At 62.7% G+C, this 21,061-nt stretch carries 23 protein-coding genes and 1 pseudogene; 14 read left to right on the top strand and 10 right to left on the bottom strand.

Annotation, left to right across the window (positions count from 1 at the left end):
- The first annotated feature begins 122 nt into the window (after positions 1–122).
- The 3 genes from ACSW29_RS18745 to ACSW29_RS18735 all read left to right on the top strand — a co-directional run bounded on the left by ACSW29_RS18745 (position 123) and on the right by ACSW29_RS18735 (position 2,870).
- Entirely contained in the window at positions 123–1,268 is a 1,146-nt protein-coding gene (locus tag ACSW29_RS18745) for an acyl-CoA dehydrogenase family protein (RefSeq protein WP_448277985.1), read from the top strand.
- A gap of 95 nt (positions 1,269–1,363) precedes the next feature.
- The gene (locus tag ACSW29_RS18740; protein WP_003939707.1) at positions 1,364–2,125 is read left to right on the top strand and encodes an SDR family NAD(P)-dependent oxidoreductase; all 762 of its coding nucleotides are present in this window, start codon (positions 1,364–1,366) and stop codon (positions 2,123–2,125) included.
- Between the two features lie 97 nt (positions 2,126–2,222).
- The gene (locus tag ACSW29_RS18735) at positions 2,223–2,870 is read left to right on the top strand and encodes a TetR/AcrR family transcriptional regulator (RefSeq protein ID WP_230815469.1); all 648 of its coding nucleotides are present in this window, start codon (positions 2,223–2,225) and stop codon (positions 2,868–2,870) included.
- A 2-nt stretch (positions 2,871–2,872) separates the two neighbouring features.
- Here ACSW29_RS18735 and ACSW29_RS18730 read toward each other — a convergent pair whose 3' ends face one another.
- Positions 2,873–3,334: an SRPBCC family protein gene (locus ACSW29_RS18730; protein ID WP_019745480.1), complete on the bottom strand. Its 462-nt coding sequence runs from the start codon at positions 3,332–3,334 to the stop codon at positions 2,873–2,875.
- Between the two features lie 89 nt (positions 3,335–3,423).
- Between ACSW29_RS18730 and ACSW29_RS18725 the strand changes: the two genes are divergently transcribed.
- On the top strand, positions 3,424–4,050 hold the full coding sequence (locus ACSW29_RS18725; protein WP_230815166.1) for a TetR/AcrR family transcriptional regulator: 627 nt from the start codon (positions 3,424–3,426) through the stop codon (positions 4,048–4,050).
- A gap of 50 nt (positions 4,051–4,100) precedes the next feature.
- Here the strand turns inward: ACSW29_RS18725 and ACSW29_RS18720 are convergent, their stop codons facing one another.
- On the bottom strand, positions 4,101–4,679 hold the full coding sequence (locus tag ACSW29_RS18720; protein WP_448277984.1) for a TetR/AcrR family transcriptional regulator: 579 nt from the start codon (positions 4,677–4,679) through the stop codon (positions 4,101–4,103).
- 34 nt (positions 4,680–4,713) lie between these two features.
- Between ACSW29_RS18720 and ACSW29_RS18715 the strand changes: the two genes are divergently transcribed.
- Entirely contained in the window at positions 4,714–5,691 is a 978-nt protein-coding gene (locus ACSW29_RS18715) for a DMT family transporter (RefSeq protein WP_448277983.1), read from the top strand.
- Here ACSW29_RS18715 and ACSW29_RS18710 read toward each other — a convergent pair.
- Positions 5,678–6,192, bottom strand: a pseudogene (locus ACSW29_RS18710) (tyrosine-protein phosphatase). The gene ACSW29_RS18715 and the pseudogene ACSW29_RS18710 sit on opposite strands and share 14 nt — an antisense overlap.
- Between ACSW29_RS18710 and ACSW29_RS18705 the strand changes: the two are divergent.
- Positions 6,191–6,508 carry a response regulator transcription factor gene (locus tag ACSW29_RS18705; protein ID WP_448277982.1) on the top strand — a complete coding sequence of 106 codons (318 nt, stop codon included), beginning with the start codon at positions 6,191–6,193 and terminating at the stop codon, positions 6,506–6,508. The pseudogene ACSW29_RS18710 and the gene ACSW29_RS18705 overlap by 2 nt on opposite strands.
- Here ACSW29_RS18705 and ACSW29_RS18700 read toward each other — a convergent pair.
- The gene (locus ACSW29_RS18700; protein ID WP_019745447.1) at positions 6,443–7,030 is read right to left on the bottom strand and encodes a TetR/AcrR family transcriptional regulator; all 588 of its coding nucleotides are present in this window, start codon (positions 7,028–7,030) and stop codon (positions 6,443–6,445) included. The genes ACSW29_RS18705 and ACSW29_RS18700 overlap by 66 nt on opposite strands.
- A gap of 94 nt (positions 7,031–7,124) precedes the next feature.
- On the opposite strand from ACSW29_RS18700, the gene ACSW29_RS18695 reads away from it, so the two are divergent.
- The 4 genes from ACSW29_RS18695 (at position 7,125) to ACSW29_RS18680 (ending at position 11,946) form a co-directional block, all read left to right on the top strand.
- A complete protein-coding gene (locus ACSW29_RS18695; protein ID WP_317825836.1) occupies positions 7,125–8,903 on the top strand; it encodes an ABC transporter ATP-binding protein in 1,779 nt (592 codons plus the stop codon).
- Positions 8,904–8,978: 75 nt separating this feature from the next.
- Complete coding sequence (locus ACSW29_RS18690) at positions 8,979–10,190, top strand: acyl-CoA dehydrogenase family protein (protein WP_317825835.1); 1,212 nt, start codon at positions 8,979–8,981, stop codon at positions 10,188–10,190.
- Positions 10,187–11,212: a phosphotransferase family protein gene (locus ACSW29_RS18685; RefSeq protein ID WP_448277981.1), complete on the top strand. Its 1,026-nt coding sequence runs from the start codon at positions 10,187–10,189 to the stop codon at positions 11,210–11,212. Before ACSW29_RS18690 ends, ACSW29_RS18685 begins: the two co-directional genes overlap by 4 nt.
- Positions 11,209–11,946 carry an SDR family NAD(P)-dependent oxidoreductase gene (locus tag ACSW29_RS18680; protein ID WP_448277980.1) on the top strand — a complete coding sequence of 246 codons (738 nt, stop codon included), beginning with the start codon at positions 11,209–11,211 and terminating at the stop codon, positions 11,944–11,946. The genes ACSW29_RS18685 and ACSW29_RS18680 overlap by 4 nt, the downstream gene beginning before the upstream one ends.
- A gap of 4 nt (positions 11,947–11,950) precedes the next feature.
- Here ACSW29_RS18680 and ACSW29_RS18675 read toward each other — a convergent pair whose 3' ends face one another.
- Positions 11,951–12,496 (bottom strand): ribulose 1,5-bisphosphate carboxylase large subunit, encoded by a 546-nt coding sequence (locus tag ACSW29_RS18675; protein ID WP_230815172.1) that lies wholly within the window; start codon positions 12,494–12,496, stop codon positions 11,951–11,953.
- Between the two features lie 144 nt (positions 12,497–12,640).
- Between ACSW29_RS18675 and ACSW29_RS18670 the strand changes: the two genes are divergently transcribed.
- Genes ACSW29_RS18670 through ACSW29_RS18655 form a run of 4 tightly spaced genes read left to right on the top strand, consistent with a single transcriptional unit; the run spans position 12,641 to position 15,120 of the window.
- Entirely contained in the window at positions 12,641–13,141 is a 501-nt protein-coding gene (locus ACSW29_RS18670; RefSeq protein ID WP_448277979.1) for a methylated-DNA--[protein]-cysteine S-methyltransferase, read from the top strand.
- The gene (locus ACSW29_RS18665; protein ID WP_230815174.1) at positions 13,128–13,682 is read left to right on the top strand and encodes an RNA polymerase sigma factor; all 555 of its coding nucleotides are present in this window, start codon (positions 13,128–13,130) and stop codon (positions 13,680–13,682) included. The genes ACSW29_RS18670 and ACSW29_RS18665 overlap by 14 nt, the downstream gene beginning before the upstream one ends.
- Positions 13,679–14,278, top strand: a complete 600-nt coding sequence (locus tag ACSW29_RS18660; protein ID WP_448277978.1) for a methylated-DNA--[protein]-cysteine S-methyltransferase — start codon at positions 13,679–13,681, stop codon at positions 14,276–14,278. The genes ACSW29_RS18665 and ACSW29_RS18660 overlap by 4 nt, the downstream gene beginning before the upstream one ends.
- Positions 14,275–15,120 carry a DNA-3-methyladenine glycosylase family protein gene (locus ACSW29_RS18655; RefSeq protein ID WP_448277977.1) on the top strand — a complete coding sequence of 282 codons (846 nt, stop codon included), beginning with the start codon at positions 14,275–14,277 and terminating at the stop codon, positions 15,118–15,120. Before ACSW29_RS18660 ends, ACSW29_RS18655 begins: the two co-directional genes overlap by 4 nt.
- 4 nt (positions 15,121–15,124) lie before the next feature.
- Here ACSW29_RS18655 and ACSW29_RS18650 read toward each other — a convergent pair whose 3' ends face one another.
- The 5 genes from ACSW29_RS18650 to ACSW29_RS18630 form a co-directional block, all read right to left on the bottom strand.
- On the bottom strand, positions 15,125–17,350 hold the full coding sequence (locus ACSW29_RS18650) for an MMPL family transporter (protein WP_448277976.1): 2,226 nt from the start codon (positions 17,348–17,350) through the stop codon (positions 15,125–15,127).
- 102 nt (positions 17,351–17,452) lie between these two features.
- Positions 17,453–19,003, bottom strand: coding sequence for a bifunctional 3'-5' exonuclease/DNA polymerase (locus tag ACSW29_RS18645; protein WP_448277975.1), 1,551 nt, complete (start codon positions 19,001–19,003; stop codon positions 17,453–17,455).
- Between the two features lie 47 nt (positions 19,004–19,050).
- Positions 19,051–19,914, bottom strand: a complete 864-nt coding sequence (locus ACSW29_RS18640) for a 5-oxoprolinase subunit C family protein (RefSeq protein ID WP_347874805.1) — start codon at positions 19,912–19,914, stop codon at positions 19,051–19,053.
- The gene (locus ACSW29_RS18635; RefSeq protein ID WP_448277974.1) at positions 19,911–20,543 is read right to left on the bottom strand and encodes a 5-oxoprolinase subunit B family protein; all 633 of its coding nucleotides are present in this window, start codon (positions 20,541–20,543) and stop codon (positions 19,911–19,913) included. Before ACSW29_RS18635 ends, ACSW29_RS18640 begins: the two co-directional genes overlap by 4 nt.
- A complete protein-coding gene (locus ACSW29_RS18630) occupies positions 20,540–21,019 on the bottom strand; it encodes a MarR family winged helix-turn-helix transcriptional regulator (RefSeq protein WP_448277973.1) in 480 nt (159 codons plus the stop codon). The genes ACSW29_RS18635 and ACSW29_RS18630 overlap by 4 nt, the downstream gene beginning before the upstream one ends.
- Positions 21,020–21,061: the final 42 nt, after the last annotated feature.

Genomic DNA, 21,061 nt, shown 5'->3' with positions numbered 1-21,061 from the left:
CGGATTTCGATGTTGACAATATCCCGCTCTCGATTCACTATAAGCAGATGCTTAGATTCTAAGCGAATGCTTAGGAACATCGTTACGTGTGGCATTGCCACGCCGAAAGGAAGCAACTCGTCATGCGTCGCACTCTGTACGGACCCGATCACGAGGCATTTCGCGAATCTGCCCGCGAATTCGTCAACCGGAACATCCTTCCGGTCGCAGAGAAGCTGATCGACCAGCGCTTCATCGATCGTGAAATCTGGCTCGAAGCGGGACGCAACGGCTTCCTCGGACTCGAGGTTCCAGAGGCGTACGGCGGAAGCGAAGCCGGCGACTACCGCTTCAACGCTGTTCTGGCCGAGGAACTCTCGCGTGCCAGTGCAGCTGTTGCCTCGAGCTTCGGCATCCATGCCGACGTCGTTGCTCCGTACCTCGTTCAGCTCACCACCGAAGAGCAGAAGCAGCGTTGGCTGCCCAAGTTCTGCACCGGTGAGATGCTGACGGCCATCGGCATGACCGAGCCTTCCGGCGGATCCGACCTCGCCTCGCTCAAGACCACTGCGGTCAAGGACGGCGACGACTGGATCATCAACGGCTCCAAGACCTTCATCACCAACGGCTACAACGCCGATCTCGTGATCGTGGCGGCGCGGACCAGTCCCGAGAAGAAGTCCAAGGGCATCACGCTCTTTGCCGTCGAAACCGGCATGGAAGGTTTCGAGCGCGGACGCAAGCTCGACAAGGTCGGCCAGCACGAGTCCGATACCGCCGAACTGTTCTTCGAGAACGTTCGCGTGCCGTCCACCAACATCATCGGTAAGATCGACCGCGGCTTTATCCACATGATGGAAATGCTGCCGCAGGAGCGCGTCGGCGCTGCGGTGTCCAACATCGCGCACGCTGCTCCGATCCTCGAAGAGACGCTGCAATATGCCAAGGACCGCAAGGCTTTCGGTCAGCCGATCGGCTCGCTGCAGTGGAACAAATTCCTTCTCGCGGATCTCGTCACCCGCATCGAGGTCACCCAGGCCTATGTCGACAACTGCGTCGCAGCACACGCTGCCGGCGAGCTGACCGCCATCGACGCCGCCAAAGCGAAGTGGTGGACCGCGCAGGTTCAGAACGAGGTCCTCGATCACTGTGTTCAGTTGCACGGCGGCTACGGCTTCATGACCGAGTACCGCGCCGCTCGCGCGTGGATGGACGCCCGCGTCACCAAGATCTGGGCCGGATCCAACGAGATCATGAAGGAACTCATCGGCCGCGATCTCGGCCTGTAATTTCGCAACTGCAGTCCATATGTCACTGCAGTCGATACGCCACTGCAGTCCATACGTCACTTCCCGAACCCGACGACACAGGAGCATCACCGCGCATGTCTGTTCTCGACAAGTTCTCTCTGACCGATCGAGTGGTCATCGTGACCGGTGCGTCGTCGGGCCTCGGGGTGGCGTTTGCGAAAGCCGCAGCAGAGGCCGGCGCGGACGTCGTCCTCGCTGCTCGCCGCGTCGACAAGCTCGAAGACACGGCCAAGCTCGTGCGTGACGCAGGCCGCGAAGCGTTGTGCGTGGCCACCGACATCGTCGATCCGGCTCAGGCTCAGAACATGGTCGACGCCGCGATGGAGAAGTTCGGCCGCGTGGACGTACTGGTCAACAACGCCGGCGTTGGAACCGCTGTTCCGGCGACCCGTGAGACCCCGGACCAGTTCCGCGCCGTCATCGACATCAACCTCAATGGGTCTTACTGGGCAGCGCAGGCCTGCGGCCGCGTCATGCTCCCGGGCAGCTCCATCGTCAACATCTCGAGCATTCTCGGATTGACGACCGCCGGACTCCCACAGGCCGCCTATGCGGCGAGCAAGGCAGGCGTCGTCGGATTGACCCGTGACCTCGCACAGCAGTGGGGAACGCGCAAGGGCATTCGCGTCAACGCGATCGCGCCAGGCTTCTTCAAGTCGGAAATGACCGACCAATACAACGACGGCTACTTGGACGCGATGGCTCCGCGCCTGATCCTCGGCCGCATGGGCGATCCGGAAGAGCTCGCGGCCACCATGGTGTGGCTCGCGTCCGAGGCAGGCGGATACGTCACCGGTCAGACCATCGCCGTCGACGGAGGAATCACCATCACCTGACGCCGATGCCGAGATGTCGCCGGCTTTGCCGTATAAGTAGCTGGTGACCTCTCGCGCCGAACCTCAGGAGAACTGGGAAGACCGTCCGCCACCATCCATGGCTGCGACGGAGCTTCTGCGTGACCTGCCGGTGACTGCCCGCGGCGTCCGGACCAGGGCTTCTCTGGTCGCAGCGGCTCGAACGGTGTTCGAGCGCGCAGGGTATCTCGATGCCCGTCTGACGGACATCACCAAGGAAGCGAACTGCTCCACCGGCACGTTCTACACCTACTTCGACAACAAAGAGCAGATCTTCGCCGCAGTTCTCGACGTTGCGCAGGAAGACATGCTGCACCCCGGCATGGGACGGGTCCGCGAGGTCGACAATCCGTATGCGGTCCTCGAATCGAGCAACCGTGCCTACCTGACGGCTTTTCGCCGCAACGCCAAACTGATGGGTCTGCTCGAGCAGGTATCGCACATCGATCCGGCCTTCGCGAAACTGCGTCGGGACCGAGCCGAGACCTTCATTTCTCGCAATGCCCGAGCCATCGAACGCCTGCAAGCAGCTGGCAAGGCAGACGGCTCGTTGGATCCGCTGTTGGCTTCCCGAGCACTGTCGGCGATGGTGAGCCGTCTTGCCTACAGTTCGTTCGTCTCCGAGGAACCTGGCGCCGACGGCAACCCCGTCCCGTTCGAGGACGTCGTCAAGACGGCTACTCAGGTGTGGGCCAACGCGCTGGGCCTCGAAGGCGACCGCGGGTAGTTTCAGCCTTCGCCGCGGGCCGCGAACTGCTGCTCGAGGCTGTGGCGCAACGTCTCCTCGCTGTTCCTGACAGCGTTTTCGACGAACGGCCCGATCAAGCGGCCGAGAGCTTTGCCGGCAATGCCGCCGGGGAGTTTGTAGGCGAAGTCGACGGAAAGCTCGGTCTTGGAATCGTCGATCGCGGCGAACTCCCACGTGGACGAGTTGGATACACCGCCGAGCGAAGACAGCTTGATGATCCGATTCTTCTCCCACTCGGTGACCTCGAGCTTGGAGCGCAACGTGCTTGGCCCGATCTGCATGGCCGCGTCGAACGTGGCGCCGAGCCCCTGATCGAACTCTCCGAACGGTGTGAACTCGGAAACACCGAACATCCACGTCGGGACGTTGCGGTAGTCGTCGATGTAGTCGAAGGCGACATCAACCGGCACGGCAGCAACCGCGGAGTGGCGAACATGGATCATGACTGGTCCCTGTCTTTCGGTGAACATCGACTGTAACCAATGGCACCGACGCGTTCGGCGGCGGCGCAACGGCGATCTACGGTATCGGTATGACGAACGAGCTTCCGGTACGCGGGTCCTGGCGCGATTACGAAGACCTGGGACTACCGAAACCGCTCGCTGCGGCGCTGGAGGCGTTCGTCGAGCAGGGCTATCACGGGACTTCGATCCGTGACGTCGCGTCGCGGTCCGGGCTGTCGGTGCCAGGGCTCTACCACCACTACCCGTCCAAGCAGGCTCTGTTGATCGGTCTGGCGACCGTTGTGATGACGGAGTTGTTGGAGCGAAGCCGCGCCGCCGAACTCGATGCCGGGGACGATCCCTCTGATCGCTTCGACGCGGTGATCGAATCTCTGTTGCGGTTCCACATGTTTCGACGCGAGCAGTCGTTCGTTGCCTCCTCGGAGATCCGCAGCATGGAGCCCGACAGTCGGGCGAGTTACATCGCGCAGCGCGACGAACAGCAGAAGCAGGTGGACCGGATCGTCCTCGACGGCGTCGCTTCGGGAGTGTTCGAGGCCGACCATCCCGAGGATGTCAGCCGCGCCGTGGTGACGATGTGCGTCGCCGTGGCGGTGTGGTATCGACCGGACGGTGAGTTGTCTCCGGACGAGTTGGTGGAGAGGTATTTGGAGATAGCGAGGCGCATGGTGGGGGCGAAGCGGGTGGGGGAGTGACTGTGGGGCGAAGCGGGCGGGGGAGTGACCTGTTGGCCCAACTGCGCGAATCAGTCTGAATTCTTCAGCAATTCGAGCGCTGCGTCCCGGCCGGCCACGAAGGGGTCGGTGCCGATACCGATCCCGTCTGCGACCAGGGCACCTTCGTGAAGCAGCATGATTGCCTCGGCGAGACGTTCGTCGGCTTGCCCTCCCGTCGACAGAATGCGCCGAAAAAGGTCCAACATCTCCCGCTTTTGTTCGGCGATGACAGCGAACACCTGATGTGAGCGATCGCTGAACTCGGCGTGCGCGTTGATCATGCTGCACCCTTTGCCTCCGCTCGCCTTGGACCAGGAGGCGGAAGCATCGAACACCGCACTCAACCGTTCGGCGCGACTGTCTCCGGCTGATGCGAGCTTCTTGTCGCGAAAGGCTCGCCACCGCCGATCTCGATCCTTCAGGTATTCCACGACGAGACCGTCCTTCGAGCCGAACCGCTCGTACAAAGTCTTCTTCGTGACCCCGGCGTCCTGTGCGACGGTATCCACGCCAACGGCATGAATCCCCTTTTCGTAGAACAACTTCGACGCAGACTCCAGAATGCGGCGTGCTTTCGGAGTCAATTCGGGTACGGATTCGTCTGCCATGGACAGAAGTATACCGATCTGTATAGTCGACTCCATGAGTAAACAGATCGGTATACCTCGGATCGTCATCTCGAGATCTGCCGTGACGGCTATCTTGTCGGTCCTGTTCGTCGCGTGCTGGAGTTCGGGATTCATCGGGGCCAAACTCGGCGCCGGCAGTGCCGAAGTCCTTACGCTGCTGATGTGGCGTTTTCTCCCGCTTGCGGCGGTACTCGTGCCGAATGTCTGGCTGTCCGCCCGGCGCCGGAACACGATGCCGACAGCGCGGGCTCTCGGCAGACAGGTGGTGATCGGAATGCTCTCCCAGAGCGGCTACCTGTTGTCTGTGTACTGGGCAGTCGATCTCGGCGTGAACACCGGAACCACAGCGCTGATCGACGGTATTCAGCCGCTGGTGGCAGCTGCGCTGCTCGGCCCGGTCCTCGGTGTCGCAGTCCCGCGGATGCAGTGGGTCGGATTGGCAATCGGACTGGCCGGCGTCGCGATGGTCACGGCAGCCGACGCCGGGGCCGGTGCATCGGCCCCGTGGTGGGCGTACGCGATTCCGTTCCTGGGGATGGTGAGCCTGGTTGCATCCACCTTCGTCCAGCAACGCGCTCCCACGTCCACACCGCCACTGCAGGCCTTGGCCATCCACTGCTCAACCAGCGCAATAGCTTTCACGGTACTAGCTGTTGCCTCCGGAAAGGCGGTACCGCCAAGTGTCAACACATTCTGGATCGCATTGCTCTGGTTGATCGTGTTGTCCACCTTCGGTGGTTACGGGCTGTACTGGTTATTGCTTCGTCGCATCGGCATTACGTCCGTCAACACCTTGATGTTCTTGATCGCCCCCGTCACCGCAGTCTGGGGTGCACTGATGTTCGGAGAATCCTTCACTCCGTTCACCGCTCTCGGCTTGGCGGTGGGCATCGTCGCCGTCATCGTGGTCACCCGGGTGGACGATCGACCGAAGAAGCAGGACGAGAGCGCGGATTCCTGCACGGTCAGAGCTTCGATCACATCGCGTTGACGAAGCCCGACCGTGACGTGAACCGCTCGCGGAGCGCGGTCAGTTGCTCTGCAGTGAGCTTGAGTCCGTTGAGTGCGTAGTCCTCGACAGTGCCGAAGCGTGTGCGCATTTCGTCGAGCGCGGCGTCGAAGTAACTGTCACGGACTCCGAGGAGGGGCCGGAGAAGTTCTCCGTCAACGCCTTTGCTCGCGGCGAAGTCGACTATCGGTTCTGTCATGGGCGCATGATCGGTGTTCGTCTCCAGATAATCGGCGTGTACATCGGCTTCGTCGGCGCCGAGTAGGAGTAGGAAAGACGTCACGTCCCATCCGGTTCGATTCTTCCCGGTGCGCAGTGGAAAAGTGCTGCCCCGGTGCGCTTTTCGTCGATGAGATCGAGGAAGAACGTGCGGTAGGCGTCGAGAGCGGATGGCAGGCTGACGAAGTTGCGGTTCGCTTCCTCCATCTGCGCGATCCCACGGCCGCCGCTGACAGTCTCGGCGTACGCGGCCGGGTCCGTCATGAGAAGTCCGGTGGCCGCGGCGTTGTGGGCATTGTCGGCAAGTACGTCGAGCCGGCTCTCTGTCCGAGTCGCCGGAGTCCTGACGGAACGAGAGAACGAGATTCTCACCTTTCTGCGGACCACGATGACTGCAGACGAGATCGCTGCGCACCCCGGCATCGCCTATCCCACAGTGAAGACTCACATTCGCTCGATCTACCGAAAATTAGGTGTGACCAAACGGCACGCCGCTGTTCAAGCAGCCGACAACCTAGACCGCGGGATCGGGGGCGATTCCGCGGCGGAGGCTGCGAACCGTCAGGTCCAAGGCCTGTAGGCGCGTCCCGGAACCGCGGTTCACGTAGTCCATCGACGTGTAGAGCAGTGACCACAGCAGGTTCTGCACCCAGTCCGAACCCATGTCGGGGTCGATGGAACCGTCGGAGTGTCCGCGCTCGATGGCGTCGGTGACTCCGTCGTCGTTCGACGCGGACTCGGCAAACGAATCTTCTTGATACACGCCGGGAGTGAAGAACAGGACCGTCAAAAGGTCGGCCAGTTCGAAGTATTCATGGCACAGGCGAACCAGCGCTTCGGCTCCGGTACCCTCGCCGAGTCGAGCTGCTGCTGCTGCCTCTCCGACGGCGCGGGTGGCCTCGGCCGCGACTGCGTCGACCAAGTCTGACCGTTCGGGAAAGTAGCGGTGCAAAGTGGTCCGGCCGACCTTCGCGGCCGAAGCGATCTCGCTGAGCGTCGCGGCAGGCTTGGATGCGAACACCGAAACGGCGGCATCGAGGATTGCCTTCCGTGTGCGCTCGCGGGTCGCGCTTTGTTCAGGTGCGCTGTGGATCGTTGTCACGAATTCGAAGCGTAGCCGTGTCCGGTTTCGGTATCCAGTGTTCCGAATCGGAATTTCTCTTGCCCTTTATGGAACATTCGTGTTCCATAAATTCATGCTTGAACCCGACGCTTCTCAGCCCGCACCGAAATGGAGCAATCTCCGCGTCCTCTCGGAGTTCGCTCGACCGCATCTGCCGTCGCTCCTGCTCGGATTGGTACTGGCGCTGTGCGGCTCCGCGGCGACGCTGGCAACGCCCATGGTCACCAAGTGGGTTCTCGACACCCTCGATACCGGTGCGTCGCTGAAGGGGCCGATCCTCACGCTCGTCGTCCTTCTGGTCGTCGGTGCTGTGCTCGGCTGTGCTCAGTGGATCGTTCTCGGAACCGCAGCCGAGAAGGTTGTGTTCGACGCCAGGTCTTCGCTGGTGAGGCGATTCCTCGCTGCGACTGTGCCGTCGCTGCAATCGCGATCCGTGGGTGAATTGGTCACCCGGGTCACGTCGGACACCTTGCTGCTGAGGGAGGCGGCGTCGTCGGCCGCGGTGAATATTCTGAACGCAGCCGCGTTGACCATTGGAACGATTGTTCTGATGGGCGTTCTGGATCTGCCGTTGTTAGGCGTGACCATGGTGGCAATCGTGTTCGCCTCCATACTCTTTGCCGTTCTGATGCCCCGGATTTCCGCGGCCGAAGCGCGAACCCAGGAATCGCTCGGTCAGCTCGGCGGCGTTCTCGAGGGTGGCTTGCGTGCGATCCGGACGGTCAAGGTTTCCCTCGCCGAGGATCGCGTCGGCGCTCTGGTGACGAACAATGCGTCCGATGCGAAAAAGCATGCGATCACGGCGGTTCGAGTGTCGGCAACCGCGTGGACTGTCGCGTGGACCGCCATTCAAGGATCGATCATTGCCATCCTGGGCTTCGGTGCCTGGCGAGTCGCCGACGGCGAAATGGCAGTCTCGACGCTCATCGCGTTTTTGCTCTACGCCTTCACCCTGATGGGGCCGGTGTCGGAGCTTGCGCAGAACGTGACTTCCGTTCAGTCGGGAATCGCGGCAGCTATCCGGATTCGCGAGATGCAGTCGTTGCCCACCGAGCAGTACGACGAGGTCGTGGACGTGGTCGCGAAAACAAACGCTGCCGCGCCGCTGATCGAGTTGCGCGACGTCACCGTGAGTTATCACGGATCGAACCAGCCGGCGTTGCGCGATGTCTCGCTGGTTATTCCGACGCGTGGGCACATGGCCATCGTCGGCCCGTCGGGTGCCGGAAAGACGACCTTGCTCTCGACTGTGCTGCGATTTGTCGAACCGCGATCGGGTGAAGTTCTCCTGCGTGGAGTCGGTTACGACGCGCTCGATCACCGCGCTGTGCGCGAGAGTCTCGCGTACGTGGAGCAGGAGACGCCGGTGGTACCCGGAACGATTCGGGAGAACGTGGTCTTCAGTCATCCCGACGCGACGGACGAAGAAGTCCAGGCTGTTCTGCGCTTGCTTCGGCTCGACGACGCGATCGAGGCCCTGCCCGACGGACTCGACACCGCTCTGACGGCCACTTCGCTGTCGGGTGGCCAACGTCAGCGGATCGCGATGGCGCGCGCAGTTCTGCGGCCGAGTGCTTTGCTTCTGCTCGACGAAGCCACTGCCCAGGTCGACACGCTCACAGAAGCCGCGATTGTCGACGCAATCAACGAACGGGCGCGCACCGGGGCCGTGGTGACTATCGCTCACCGGCTCTCGACGGTGCGTGACGCCGACTGGATCGTGGTCATGGAAGACGGTCGGATCCGCAACATCGGCAACCATGAGGAGCTCATGGACAAGGACGATCTGTACCGCGACATGGTCGTTGCCGGCCGGCTCGATCAGGGCGAGGCGATGCTCGAAGATTGTTGACCCGACGCATCGGCGTGTGCGAGAGTGCTGATACCGAGCGATCGCTCGGTCGGGATGTTCTTTCGGAGGTGGCTGGTGGCAATCGATCTGACGTACGCGCCCGAGGTGGTGGCGCTGATCGAGAAGACGCGCGACTTCACGCGCAACGTAGTGCTCCCCATCGAAGACGAACACGCCGGTGACATCGCCGTAGCGGGTGGCGATGCCATTCGCATCGAGATGCAGTCGGCAGCCAAAGAAGCCGGTGTCTTCGCCCCGCATGTGCCGATCGAGTACGGCGGACACGGGCTCAACATGAGTGATCGCGCGCCGGTCTTCGAGGAAGCCGGCTACTCGCTCTTCGGGCCGACGGCGCTCAACATCGCGGCGCCGGACGAGGGCAACGTTCACATGCTGGCCCACGTGGCGAACGAAGCACAGAAGCAGCAGTTCCTCGCGCCGCTCGCAAGCGGGGACATGCGGTCGGCATTCGCCATGACCGAACCCGCGCCCGGAGCGGGATCCGATCCTTCGGCTTTGAACACCCGCGCCGAGAAAGTCCCCGGTGGCTGGAAGATCAACGGTAAGAAATGGTTCATCACCGGCGCCGACGGCGCCGGGTTCTTCATCATCATGGCGCGCACGTCCGGCGAGCCCGGGCAGCGCGGCGGAGCGACCATGTTCCTGGCGCCGACGGACACTCCCGGCCTGGTAGTGGGTCGACACATCGACACCCTCGACAAGGCAATGATCGGTGGGCACTGCGAGGTGACGTTCGAAGATCTCTTCGTACCCGACGAGGCCGTACTCGGTGAGGTCGATCAGGGTTTCGCCTACGCGCAGGTTCGTCTCGGTCCCGCCCGCATGACGCACGTGATGCGCTGGCTCGGTGCAGCGCGCCGCGGCCACGACGTCGCCGTGGCCAGGGTTGCCGAACGCGAAGGCTTCGGCTCGAAACTCGGTGATCTCGGAATGATCCAGAAGATGGTCGCCGACAACGAGATCGACATCGCAGCCAGCCGTGCACTTCTGGTGCAGGCCTGCTTCGAACTCGATCAGGGCGGGCACGCAAGCAACGCGACGTCCATCGCCAAGACCTATGCGGCCGAGGCGATCTTCCGGATCGTCGACCGCTCCATTCAGATGTGTGGCGGAATGGGCGTGTCCGGCGATCTGCCCCTGGCACGGTTGTCCCGTGAAGTGCGTCCCTTCCGCGTCTACGACGGCCCGTCCGAGGTTCATCGCTGGGCCATTGCGAAACGTGTTGTCGGAGCCGCGAAGCGGGCCGCTCGGGAGGAATCGAAGTGACGGACTTTCCAGGACTCGATCTCGCGGCACTGCGCAAATATCTGCAAGCCGCAGGCGTCACTGTCAGCGGTGAGTTGCGAGCCGAACTGATTTCAGGTGGCAAATCCAACCTGACGTACGGAATCTTCGACGACAACTCGAAGTGGATTCTGCGTCGCCCACCCACTGCCGGCCTCACGCCGTCGGCGCATGACGTCGCGCGCGAGTTCCGAATCACCTCGGCGTTACAGAACACTGCTGTACCCGTCGCGCCGACCGTCGTGCTGTGCGAGGACGCCTCGGTGATGGGTGCGTCGTTCACGGTGGTCGAGTTCGTCACCGGTCAGGTGATCCGGACCAAAACCGAGCTGGAAGCTGTTCCGGCAGAGCAGGTCACGCAGTGTATCGACGAATTGGTGCGTGTTCTGGCCGCCCTGCACGACGTCGATTACAACGCCGTGGGTCTCGGCGAACTCGGCCGTCCCGACGGTTATGTCGCCCGCCAGGTGAAGTTGTGGGCCGGTCAATGGTCGCGCGTCAAGACCGAGGACTCGGCAGACGTGGACAGGTTGGCCTCGAGCCTCGCGGACATGATTCCGGCTGAATCGGCTTCGTCGATCGTTCACGGCGACTACCGGATCGACAACACGATTCTTGCGGCGAACGACGTCACCAAGGTTGCCGCAGTGGTGGACTGGGAACTCTCGACGCTGGGAGATCCGCTGGCGGACATCGCGATGATGTGCGTCTACCGGCACCCCGCCTTGGATCTGGTTCTGGGTGAACCTGCCGCGTGGACGAGCCCGTCACTACCCTCCGTTGTCGATCTGGCGCAACGGTATTCGTCCGTATCGGGTCGAGAGCTGGCGCACTGGAACTTCTACATGGCGCTCGGGTTCTTCAAACTCGCCGTCGTGGCGCAGGGCATCGATCACCGATTCCGAGCAGGCGCCACCGTCGGCGGGGGATTCGACAAGGCTGGATCTTCTGTGCCGGAACTGATCTCGGCCGGACTCAATGCACTGCAAGGAAAATTCGAATGACTCGATCAGCACTGGTCACCGGCGCCTCCAAGGGAATCGGCCTCGGCATCGCAACGCGCCTGGCATCGCAAGGGTACGGACTGACCGTCACCGCCCGTGACGCCGAACGACTTGCGGTCGTCGCCGAAGAACTTACGTGCGCCGGATCGCCGGACGTCATAGTCTCGGCAGGAGACATGGCGGACGAGAACTTCGCCTCAGCGCTCGTAGCTACGCACGGCGAGCGGTTCGGCTCCATGCGCGCCCTCGTCCTCAACGCCGGAGTGGGAACCAGTGGGCGAGTAGCGGATTACCCCATGCGACGATTCGACAAAACCGTCGCGGTCAATCTGCGGACACCGTTCGCGCTCCTGCAAGCATCGCTGCCGCTCCTGCGCACTGCGGCGGACGCGGACCTCGCCGGCGGAGCAAAGGTGATCGCTCTCGCCTCGATGGCCGGCGTGTATGCCGAGAGCGGTCTGGCGGTGTACGGCGCCACCAAAGCTGCACTGATTTCGATGGTGGAGGCTCTCAACGCCGAGGAATCCGGCAACGGCGTCAGCGCGACGGCCATTGCTCCCGGCTACGTCGACACGGACATGTCGGCGTGGACGCACGATCGGATCACACCCGACAAAATGATCAAGGTCGACGACATCGTCGAGTTGGTGGACGGACTGCTCAAACTCTCGTCTCGAGCAGTAGTTCCGAAGGTCGTCATGACGAGGGCCGGAACCAACGGCTACTCGGCCTGAAAAATCAATCGAGCTTGGCTTCGCCCCGCTTGCGAAAGAAGTGAAAGCCAGGCACTCCGACAATCGCCTGCCGCAGGTCCTTGACCACTCCCAGGAGTTCGTGGATCTCGGGCGAGACGGAGTCCAGGGTTCCGAGGATGGGCAGCACCGCGGTCACCCGGTCGGTGAGCTCCGGCAGTTGGTCGATCAGTTTGATCGCGGCGCTGACCTCAGCCTCGGAAAGATCGTCGGCGAATCTGGCTGCCAGCGGCGCGAGCTGCAATGCAATGGGCTCGTAGATCTCGAGGATCTGTCCCGCGATGTCCGAGGTCTGCTCGACGGCCTCGACCAGCGTCTCAGCTCGAACGGTCACGGCGGCGGCTCCGATGACGACGCGGTCGGCGTTGTCGGCGATCTGGTTGATGCGCGCCACCAACCTCTCCACCGAGAAGAGGAGCGCCTCGAGTCGAGTGGGCAGGGTGACCGCAAAAGCGACCGTGGACAGGGACCAGTGCACCACGTCGCCGACGGAGCGGACGACGGTGGAGCTTCCGGGCAAAACTAGAGCCATCCCTCGATACTGCCTGATGTGACGTCAAAGTACAGGTAAATCTCACATTCACGAGGCCAGCGGCGTCTTCGAGGTGTCGGTGCCCGCGCGGACAATCAATTCACCCGCTGCCTGCTGCACCGCGCAACCTGGAAGGATCGAGACATGACGGCTATCCGTACGCACACCGTGATCGACTCGCCGATCGGGGCGTTGACGCTGGTAGCGGCAGGTGACGACCTCTGCGGGCTGTACATGGCGGAGCATCGCCACAAGCCGGACGAGTCCACGTTCGGTGATCGTTCCGCGGCGGTCTTCGGTGAAGTCGAATCGCAGCTCACGGAGTACTTCGAGGGTTATCGCACGGAGTTCTCCGTGCCGCTGGCGCCCGTGGGTACAGAGTTCCAGAAGCGAGTGTGGGACGTCTTGCGAACGATCCCGTACGGCGAAACCTGGACCTACATGGAGCTCGCGCAAACTTTGGGTAATCCACTTGCGATCCGCGCGGCCGCTGCGGCAAACGGTAAAAATCCGATCAGCATCATCGTTCCCTGCCATCGCGTGGTCGGAAGCGACGGAAGCCTGACCGGTTTCGCCGGCGGTCTCGAACGCAAGCGCTTCCTCCTCGATCGAGAGCACGGCGGCGAATCGGATGTCCTCTTCTGATGCGCTCGACTCACAATTCGGTGATCGGAAACGTCTACCGATCGTGACACTGAAACCGTTCGAAGACGTCGTGACCGAATACGGTGCTGTGGTCCTTCGAGTCTGCCGTGCGGTCGTCGGTCCCGTCGACGCCGAGGACGCGTGGTCCGAGACGTTCATCGCAGCGATGCGGGCCTATCCGGATTTGAACCCGGACGCGAACATCGAAGCGTGGTTGGTGACCATCGCGCACCGCAAGGCAATCGACATCACCCGAGTGCGTGCCCGCGTGGCCGTTCCGACAGACGACGTTCCGGAATTGCCGACGCGAATCGGCGTACCGGGCACGTGGGATCACGAACTCTGGGACGCACTCGAACAGCTACCGCTCAAACAACGTGCGGCAGTCGCCTATCACTTTCTGGGTGGGCTGCCGTACGCAGAGATCGCGGACATCCTCGGCAACACCCCGGCAGCCGCCAGACGCGCGGGTGCCGACGGTATCGCCACACTACGAAGAACCTACTTGTCCGCTACCGCTGCGGAAGGGAGTCACTCATGAGTAACGATGTGTTCGAGGCACTTCCAGCCGTTGACGCTGACGCCATGATCCGCCTACGGGCGCGCCTGGCTGCGCAGGCGTCCGAAGCTGAATTGATCGACGTGGCGTACCGAACCGTCGATTCACCTGTTGGAAAGCTACTGCTGGCAGCGACCGATGTGGGTTTGGTGCGGGTTGCATTTGCCGTCGAAGGGCACGATCTGGTTCTGGAACGATTGGCCGACACGGTCAGCCCCCGAGTTCTGCATTACCCGCGAAGGCTCGACAGCGTCGCTCGGGAGCTGGACGAGTACTTTGCCGGTGCGCGTCGGGAATTCGATCTGAACTTGGATTTCCAACTCGCGAAGGGATTTCGACGCGAAGTGTTGCGTCATCTTCCCGAAATTGAATACGGCCACACCGCTAGCTATTCGGTGGTCGCAACAGCGTCGGGTAGCCCACGTGCCGTTCGTGCCGTGGGGACGGCATGCGCAAAGAACCCGCTGCCGTTGGTGGTCCCGTGTCACCGGGTGGTGCGCAGCGACGGCAGCCTCGGGCAGTACGCCGGCGGCCCCGAACTGAAAGCGATTCTGCTGGATCTGGAAGCCGGCCGGTGAGCGCAGTGACGCTGCGCTTTCAGGCGCCTTATGCAGTCGAACCGCTCACCGGTGCCTTGCGGGCTCACTGCGTCGCAGGCCTCGAGCGTCACGACGACGGTGTTCACACCAGAGTCATACCGTTGCCTTCCGGCCCGGTTGTCGTGTCGGTGTCGTGGACAGACGACGGTGTCGTCATGGATTCCGATGTGCCGGCGGAGGATTCCGCAGTGCTGGAGGTGATCGTGCGTCGTTGGCTCGACCTCGACGCCGATCACACTGCTGTCGAAGCAGCGTTCGGCAGCGATGAGTTGTTGGCCCCACTTGTTGCAGCCCGTCCAGGATTGCGAGTGCTCGGTTCGGTGGACGGGTTCGAGACCGCAGTGCTCACCGTTCTGGGACAACAGGTTTCGCTCGGCGCGGCGAGGACGTTCGGTGGTCGTTTTGTCAGCGCATTCGGAGCGCCGGCGCAAGGGGATTTTCTTGCCTTCCCTGATCCGGACGTGGTTGCAGCGCAATCGCCGGAGGACATACAGAAAGCCGTCGGATTGACCACAGCGCGCGCAAGAACAGTGCACACGTTGGCAACTGCGGCAGCGAACGGTCTCGATCTCTCCTGGGATGCGGATCCTGTCCAATTTCGGCGAGAGCTGTTGGCGCTAAAGGGAATCGGACCGTGGACCGCTGACTATCTCACCGTCCGGATTCTCGGTGATCGCGACGCATTCGTACCTGATGATCTGGTGTTGAAACGTGCGCTGGGGGTCTCGTCGGGCAAAGAAGCCGCAGCGTTGTCCGAGCGCTGGCGACCCTGGCGAGCCTACGCGCTCTTTCATCTGTGGACCAAGGAAGCGTTTCTGTAGTCGGTCAGTCTTTCGCGCGGGCCAGTTCGGACGGCCACCAGATGCGTTTCCCGATGTCGTGCGAGAGTGCCGGCACCAGGACGCTGCGCACGATGATCGTATCGAGTAGCACGCCGAAGGCCACGGCAAAACCGATCTCGGCGAGGAAGACCAGTGGCAGGATACCCAGTACGGCAAACGTTGCGGCCAAGACGATTCCGGCTGAGGTGATCACACCGCCCGTCACTGCAAGACCGCGCAGGACACCTGCACGGGTACCGAATTCTCCGGTCTCCTCCCGGACTCTGGTCATCAGGAAGATGTTGTAGTCGATACCCAGCGCGACGAGGAACACGAAGGCGAACAGCGGGAACGATTGATCCGCCCCGGCGAACCCGAATACGTGTGTGAAGAAGAATCCGCTCACACCGAGTGTGGCCGCGAAGGAAAGTACCACGGTGACAATGAGAATCACCGGGATCAGCAGAGCGCGAAGCAAAGCGGCCAAGACCAGGAAGATCACCACCAACACGATCGGGATGATCAGGTTTCTGTCGCGGACCGAGGCGGCCTGGACGTCGAGGGTGGTGGCCGTGCTGCCGCCGACAAGTGCGTCGGCGCCAGGCACGTCGTGCACCGCCGTCCGCAGTCGCTTGACGGTGTCGAGTGCCTGCGGAGAATCGTAGGAGTCGGCGAGGGTTGCGTTGATCATGGTTCGGCCGTCGATCGGTGCAACGGTGAAAGCTGCAGGGGCGCAACCCGCAGCGGCGGCTTGCGCGACGGCAGCGGGGTTGGTCTTGATCAGCTCGCTGACCTTCGCGACGTCTACCTGGGTGCACACGGCACCGGGATCCTGTGAGATACCTTCGACTCCGCTGGCTGCCTTGATGACGGCGTCGGCCTGGTCGGCGTTTGCGGTGATCACGGCCGGTGCGCCCGCTCCGGGATCGAACTTCGAGTCGTAGAGTTCTTGTCCGACAACAGCGTCGGGACGATTGGTGAAGCTTTCGGTGGATGTCAGGCCATCGGTTTTGAGACTGCCGATCCCGGCCGCGAACAGGATGATCAACAAGACTGTGGCGCCGATCCACAGTGGGCGGTCCTTGCTACCGACGGCCTCGGCGATCTTGCCCCACATCCCGTGCGTCGTAAGGTCTGCGGCGTGATCGACCTTGGGCTTGCGCGGCCAGAAGACCCACCGTCCGGTGGCGGCCAGAGCGACAGGCATGAACGTCATCATCACCAGATAGGTGCAGGCGATCCCGATGGCGGCGACGGGTCCGAGGCTCTTGTTGGAGTTGAGTTGAGAGAACGTCAGGCAGAGCAGACCGAGAATTACGGTGACAGCTGAAGCGGTGATGGCCGGCGCAGACTCGCGCCAGGCCTTGATCATCGCGTCGAAGCGGTTGGGATACGTGTGCAGTTCTTCGCGATAGCGAGAGATCAAGAGTAGGGCGTAGTCGGTACCGGCACCGATCACCAACACGAAAAGGATGCCTTGAGATTGTCCGGTCAGCGTGAGCAGTTCGGCTTTCGCGAGAAAATAGATCACCATCGACGACAAGCCGATTGCGAGGAGCGCGGAGAACAGCGGGAAGAACCACAACACCGGCGATCGGTACACGACAAGCAGGATGAGGACCACGACCAGGAGTGCCGCGCCAAGGAGCGCTCCGTCCAGACCGGCAAAGGCGTCGATGAACGCAACGAGTAGCCCACCTGGACCGGCTGGGAGTACCTCGACATCACCAGCTGCTTGTTTTGCGGCGTCGATGACGTTCTGCTCGGTGGTCGCCAGGACATCGCCTGCCACGGATGTATCACCGTCTTTGGCGACGAGTGGCACGAAGATCGACGCAGTTGTGCCGTCTGCGGAGTACTGGGTGGGCTGCATACCGTCGGCGTCTACTCCGGAGATCCCGGCAATAGCGCCGTATGCCGAGTTGATTGCAGACTTGTCTGCCTCGGTAAGGGCCGAATCCCGATGGAACAGAACAAAACCAGGGATCGTCTCGACGGCAAGGAAGTTCGCGGATTGGTTGCTGACAATCGTCGATTCTGCGGAACTCGGAAGATATGAGGCGTTGTCGTTCTTCTGAACCTCGGCCAGTTTTCCTTGGAACGAACCGCCGAATCCGCCTGCGACGAAGGCGAAGATCGCAAGGGCGATCACGGTGAAGACCGGCAGGCGAAGCCGTTTGACCGCTCCGCTGTCGTTCCGTTCTGCGTCAGTTGTATCCAGCTTGGTCATGGTTCTCCTCGAACGCAGTCGACCAGCACCAACAAAGCAACGTTTTCCAGTAGAACACGCAATACGGGCGCGGTGGAACCACTTGGAGTGGAATTGACGACGCTACGAAGTGTCTTTGCCGTACGTCTCGCGGGCTGCGACGTCCATGGGAAAACGGACGACTGTGTCGCCGAACAACAATCGAGTTGCCGAAGCCGCGGCGGCCAGCACGTGGGCGGTACCTGACTCGGGATTTCGCGTATGCACGACCACTTCGTCGTGCTGGAAGAAGACCAACTCACCGTCCGGATCTTCGGCGAGGCGGCGCCTGAGGTCGGCCAGGAGGCACAGCGCCCACTCGGACGCAGTGGCCTGCACGACGAAGTTCCGCGTGAAACGACCGCGGGCGTGAGCGTCGCCGTGGGAGTAGAAGTCGGGAGACGGTGGGGGACAGGCCCGGCCGAGCAGTGACTTCACCACCTCGCCGCGCTCACCTGCCTTGGCAGCTTGCTCGACGTACTCGACGGCGACCGGGAATCGCTTCCTCAACAAGATGAGCAGTGCTTTGGCTTCACCCGCCGTCGCCCCGTACAGGACTCCAAGGATTGCGACCTTGGCTTTTGCGCGATCACCGCCGAAGGCTTCGGCACCGACAAGTGCGTACAGATCGTCGTCCCCGGCGGCGGCCATCATGCGGCGGTCGCCGGACATGGCGGCCAGAATTCGGGGCTCGAGCTGACCGGCGTCGGCGACGACGAACACGTGGCCCGGATCGGCGACGACGCTCGAGCGCATGGTCTTCGGAATCTGGAGGGCCCCGCCGCCCCGGCTCGCCCACCTGCCGGACACGACACCACCGGGAACGTAAATCGGGCGGAATCGATCGCCCCGCACCCAACTGTCCATCCATTGCCAACCGTTGGTGCTGTACAGCTTGGCGAGTTCGCGGTGACGCAGGAGCAACGGCACCGCCGGATGATCGATTTCCTGCAGAAACCACTTGCGCGTCGACGGCAGTTCGATGCCCTGGCGCCCGAACGCCTCGGTGATTTCCACCGAAGACGAAGGATTGACGGTGCGCCCGAAGACCTCACTGATCTGGGCGGCAAGTTCCTGCATACGAGCGGGGAGGTCGTATCCGGTCGGGCGCGGCCCCAGCCGTTCTTCGAGGAGTGCGCGGTGCTTCTGGGTCGAGAAGGGGAGACCGGTATGCGTCATCTCCGCGGCGCTGAGTGCCCCGGCTGACTCTGCTGCGATCAACAAATCCAGGCGCGCATCCGCGCCGATGGTTGCGCGCTGCTCGGCGAATTCGGTGACGACGGCGCGGGGATCGAGAACGGGTGCAGTGTCGAAGAGCCCGAGACGATCGTCGTCGAACTCCTCGGCAGGCGGTGACGGTTTGCCGACGCGCATTCCGAGTATCGCGCGGGTCAGGGAGATGTCGTGGCACCGCCGAACCCGTACGCCTGCCCGCAATAGTGGTGGGTACACGGTCGCCGTACTCGGCCACACCCATCGCGGACGCTCGGCTTCCTCGATGGTGCGTACCGCTGCGATCAGGTCGGGATACTCGACCGGATCGGCAAGTGGCGTTCCACCGGGATCGGTCCGTAGGACAGTTGCCGTCACAGCTCCCGTGGACGTCGTACTACCGGGGACCAGGACAACTCGCACGGGATCAGTGTGACGGCAAGGTCCGACACGCCATCGCTCGGCGCTGCTCAGGCCCCGACGAACCGGATGTGCTGACCCGGGCGGGCTTGGCCGAGCCGATCGATATCTGCGTCCGCGACCACTCCGACCACCGGATACCCGCCGGTGATGGGGTGATCGGCGAGGAACACGACAGGTTGACCGCTGGGTGGGACCTGGATCGATCCGAGCGCTACGCCTTCGGTGGGCAATTCGGTGTCATCGGTTCGTCGAAGCAGTTCGTCGTCGCCGACACGATCGAGGCGTGCACCGATGCGGTCCGAGTCGGTCGAAACCGCCCATCGGCCCTGGACGAGTATTTCGGGATTGGTGAATCGATCTGCACGAGGACCGAATACGACTCGAATGTCGAGAGTCTCGTTTGTCATCGGCGGCACCGGTGCGAGGTCGACGGGTGAGAACGCGGTCGGCGAAGGCCCGATCGGGAGGAAAACACCAGGCTCGAGAGGCGCCGGACCGATCCCGGACATCGTGTCGGTGCTGCGCGATCCGAGGATCTCGGGAACCACAATGCCGCCTCGGACGGTCAGATACGTCCGCAGTCCACTCGGTGCGTAGTCCAGGCGGACGGTCTGACCAGGCCGCACAGAGATCACGCTCGAATGCCCGACCGGAATGCCGTCGTGGTAGGCCTGTGCAGGCGCTCCGGTGAACGCGATCGTTGTCGGTTGGTGGGCTCGAAGACTCAGCCCACCCAGGAGGATTTCGACGCCTGCGGCGCCCTCGTTGTTACCGACGAGCCGATTGCCAAGCCTGAGAGATCGCCTGTCTGCCGCACCGGAAACTCCGACGCCCGAGCGAAGGTGCCCGATCCGTCCAAGGTCCTGGATCAGGCTCAGCGGTCCGGTTTCGAGTATCGCGAAGACGTTCATCCTTGTTCCTCGTTCACGAAGCGCACGCGTCTTCCGGGCTGAACGGTGGCCGGTGGTGTGGCGTTCAGGTCCCACATCACGGCGTCGGTGCGGCCGATGATCTGCCAGCCGCCCGGCGATGCCCGCGGGTAGACCGCGCTGTATCCAGCGGCCAGGGCGACGGAACCGGCAGGCACTGTGGTTCGTGATTGAGTTCGACGCGGTACGTCGAGCCGAGTGTCGCCTGTAGTCAGGTAGGCGAAGCCGGGTGCGAATCCGATGAAGGCGCAACGCCACATCGCGCCGGTATGAGCCGCAACCACCTCTGCTCGGGTCATTCCGAGGGACCGTGCGACGTCGTCGAGGTCGGGCCCGTTGTACCTGACGGAGATGGTGAGTGCCTCTGTCTCGGAATGCTCGTCTGCGGTCGCGGCGGACTTGGACTGCTCCAGATCGTTCAAGCACTGCCGGACGTACGTGAGATCTGCCGCCGGGGTGCACGTGACCAAGACCGTGCGGGCTGCGGGGAGGAAATCTTCGACCCCGACCGGGGTGCTTCGCGTCAGCGCTTCGGTGAACGTGAGCACGTCGGCTTCGGAATCGAGGTCCACGAGAAAGGCGCGTTCTCCCGCGGGAAGTATGCCAGTCACAGGGAGGGCTCCCTATCGATGCGAGCCCGCTCCACGTCCGCTCGCATCGCCATGATGAAACTCGCGATGGTGGCTCGCTCGGCGGCCGTGTAATTGCCGATGGTGCTCACTGCCCGTGAAATGAGTGGGCCGAAGAAGCCCTCGCCGAGTGTGACCGCCGCTGGTGTGACCTGCAAGATCACTCGCCGGCGGTCCGCCGAGTCCCGCTCCCGAGCTACGTGGCCCGCCTTGACCATCCGGTCGACGAGCGCGGTCACCGACGCCGAGTTGATGCCGAGTTGTGCGCCGAGCCAGCCTGGCGTCGCCGGCGTGTCCGAGCGCTCGGCATCGAGTAGGCAGATCAGCGCGCGCACGTCGGTGGAGTGCATCGTGTGGTTGGTCGCAAATTCGGAAACCGCCACGTTCAAGTCGACGGTCAGCGCGCGAAGCGAGTGGACGATCGCCATCGCTTCGTCTTCTGTATCGCCGACGCTCATGGATATCTCCCAGCCCTGGTGTGTTGTCTCTCGATTGTCTAC

The organism is Rhodococcus sp. GB-02 (genome assembly GCF_053470465.1).
Note: the sequence above shows the minus strand (reverse complement) of the source record. Positions and strands in the feature narration are given on the sequence as shown.

Coding starts and splice junctions, on each gene's coding strand:
- ACSW29_RS18745 (WP_448277985.1), top strand. CDS start 123: ATGCGTCGCACTCTGTACGGACCCGATCACGAGGCATTTCGCGAATCT.
- ACSW29_RS18740 (WP_003939707.1), top strand. CDS start 1,364: ATGTCTGTTCTCGACAAGTTCTCTCTGACCGATCGAGTGGTCATCGTG.
- ACSW29_RS18735 (WP_230815469.1), top strand. CDS start 2,223: ATGGCTGCGACGGAGCTTCTGCGTGACCTGCCGGTGACTGCCCGCGGC.
- ACSW29_RS18730 (WP_019745480.1), bottom strand. CDS start 3,334: ATGATCCATGTTCGCCACTCCGCGGTTGCTGCCGTGCCGGTTGATGTC.
- ACSW29_RS18725 (WP_230815166.1), top strand. CDS start 3,424: ATGACGAACGAGCTTCCGGTACGCGGGTCCTGGCGCGATTACGAAGAC.
- ACSW29_RS18720 (WP_448277984.1), bottom strand. CDS start 4,679: ATGGCAGACGAATCCGTACCCGAATTGACTCCGAAAGCACGCCGCATT.
- ACSW29_RS18715 (WP_448277983.1), top strand. CDS start 4,714: ATGAGTAAACAGATCGGTATACCTCGGATCGTCATCTCGAGATCTGCC.
- ACSW29_RS18705 (WP_448277982.1), top strand. CDS start 6,191: ATGAGAAGTCCGGTGGCCGCGGCGTTGTGGGCATTGTCGGCAAGTACG.
- ACSW29_RS18695 (WP_317825836.1), top strand. CDS start 7,125: ATGCTTGAACCCGACGCTTCTCAGCCCGCACCGAAATGGAGCAATCTC.
- ACSW29_RS18680 (WP_448277980.1), top strand. CDS start 11,209: ATGACTCGATCAGCACTGGTCACCGGCGCCTCCAAGGGAATCGGCCTC.
- ACSW29_RS18675 (WP_230815172.1), bottom strand. CDS start 12,496: ATGGCTCTAGTTTTGCCCGGAAGCTCCACCGTCGTCCGCTCCGTCGGC.
- ACSW29_RS18670 (WP_448277979.1), top strand. CDS start 12,641: ATGACGGCTATCCGTACGCACACCGTGATCGACTCGCCGATCGGGGCG.
- ACSW29_RS18665 (WP_230815174.1), top strand. CDS start 13,128: ATGTCCTCTTCTGATGCGCTCGACTCACAATTCGGTGATCGGAAACGT.
- ACSW29_RS18660 (WP_448277978.1), top strand. CDS start 13,679: ATGAGTAACGATGTGTTCGAGGCACTTCCAGCCGTTGACGCTGACGCC.
- ACSW29_RS18650 (WP_448277976.1), bottom strand. CDS start 17,350: ATGACCAAGCTGGATACAACTGACGCAGAACGGAACGACAGCGGAGCG.
- ACSW29_RS18640 (WP_347874805.1), bottom strand. CDS start 19,914: ATGAACGTCTTCGCGATACTCGAAACCGGACCGCTGAGCCTGATCCAG.
- ACSW29_RS18630 (WP_448277973.1), bottom strand. CDS start 21,019: ATGAGCGTCGGCGATACAGAAGACGAAGCGATGGCGATCGTCCACTCG.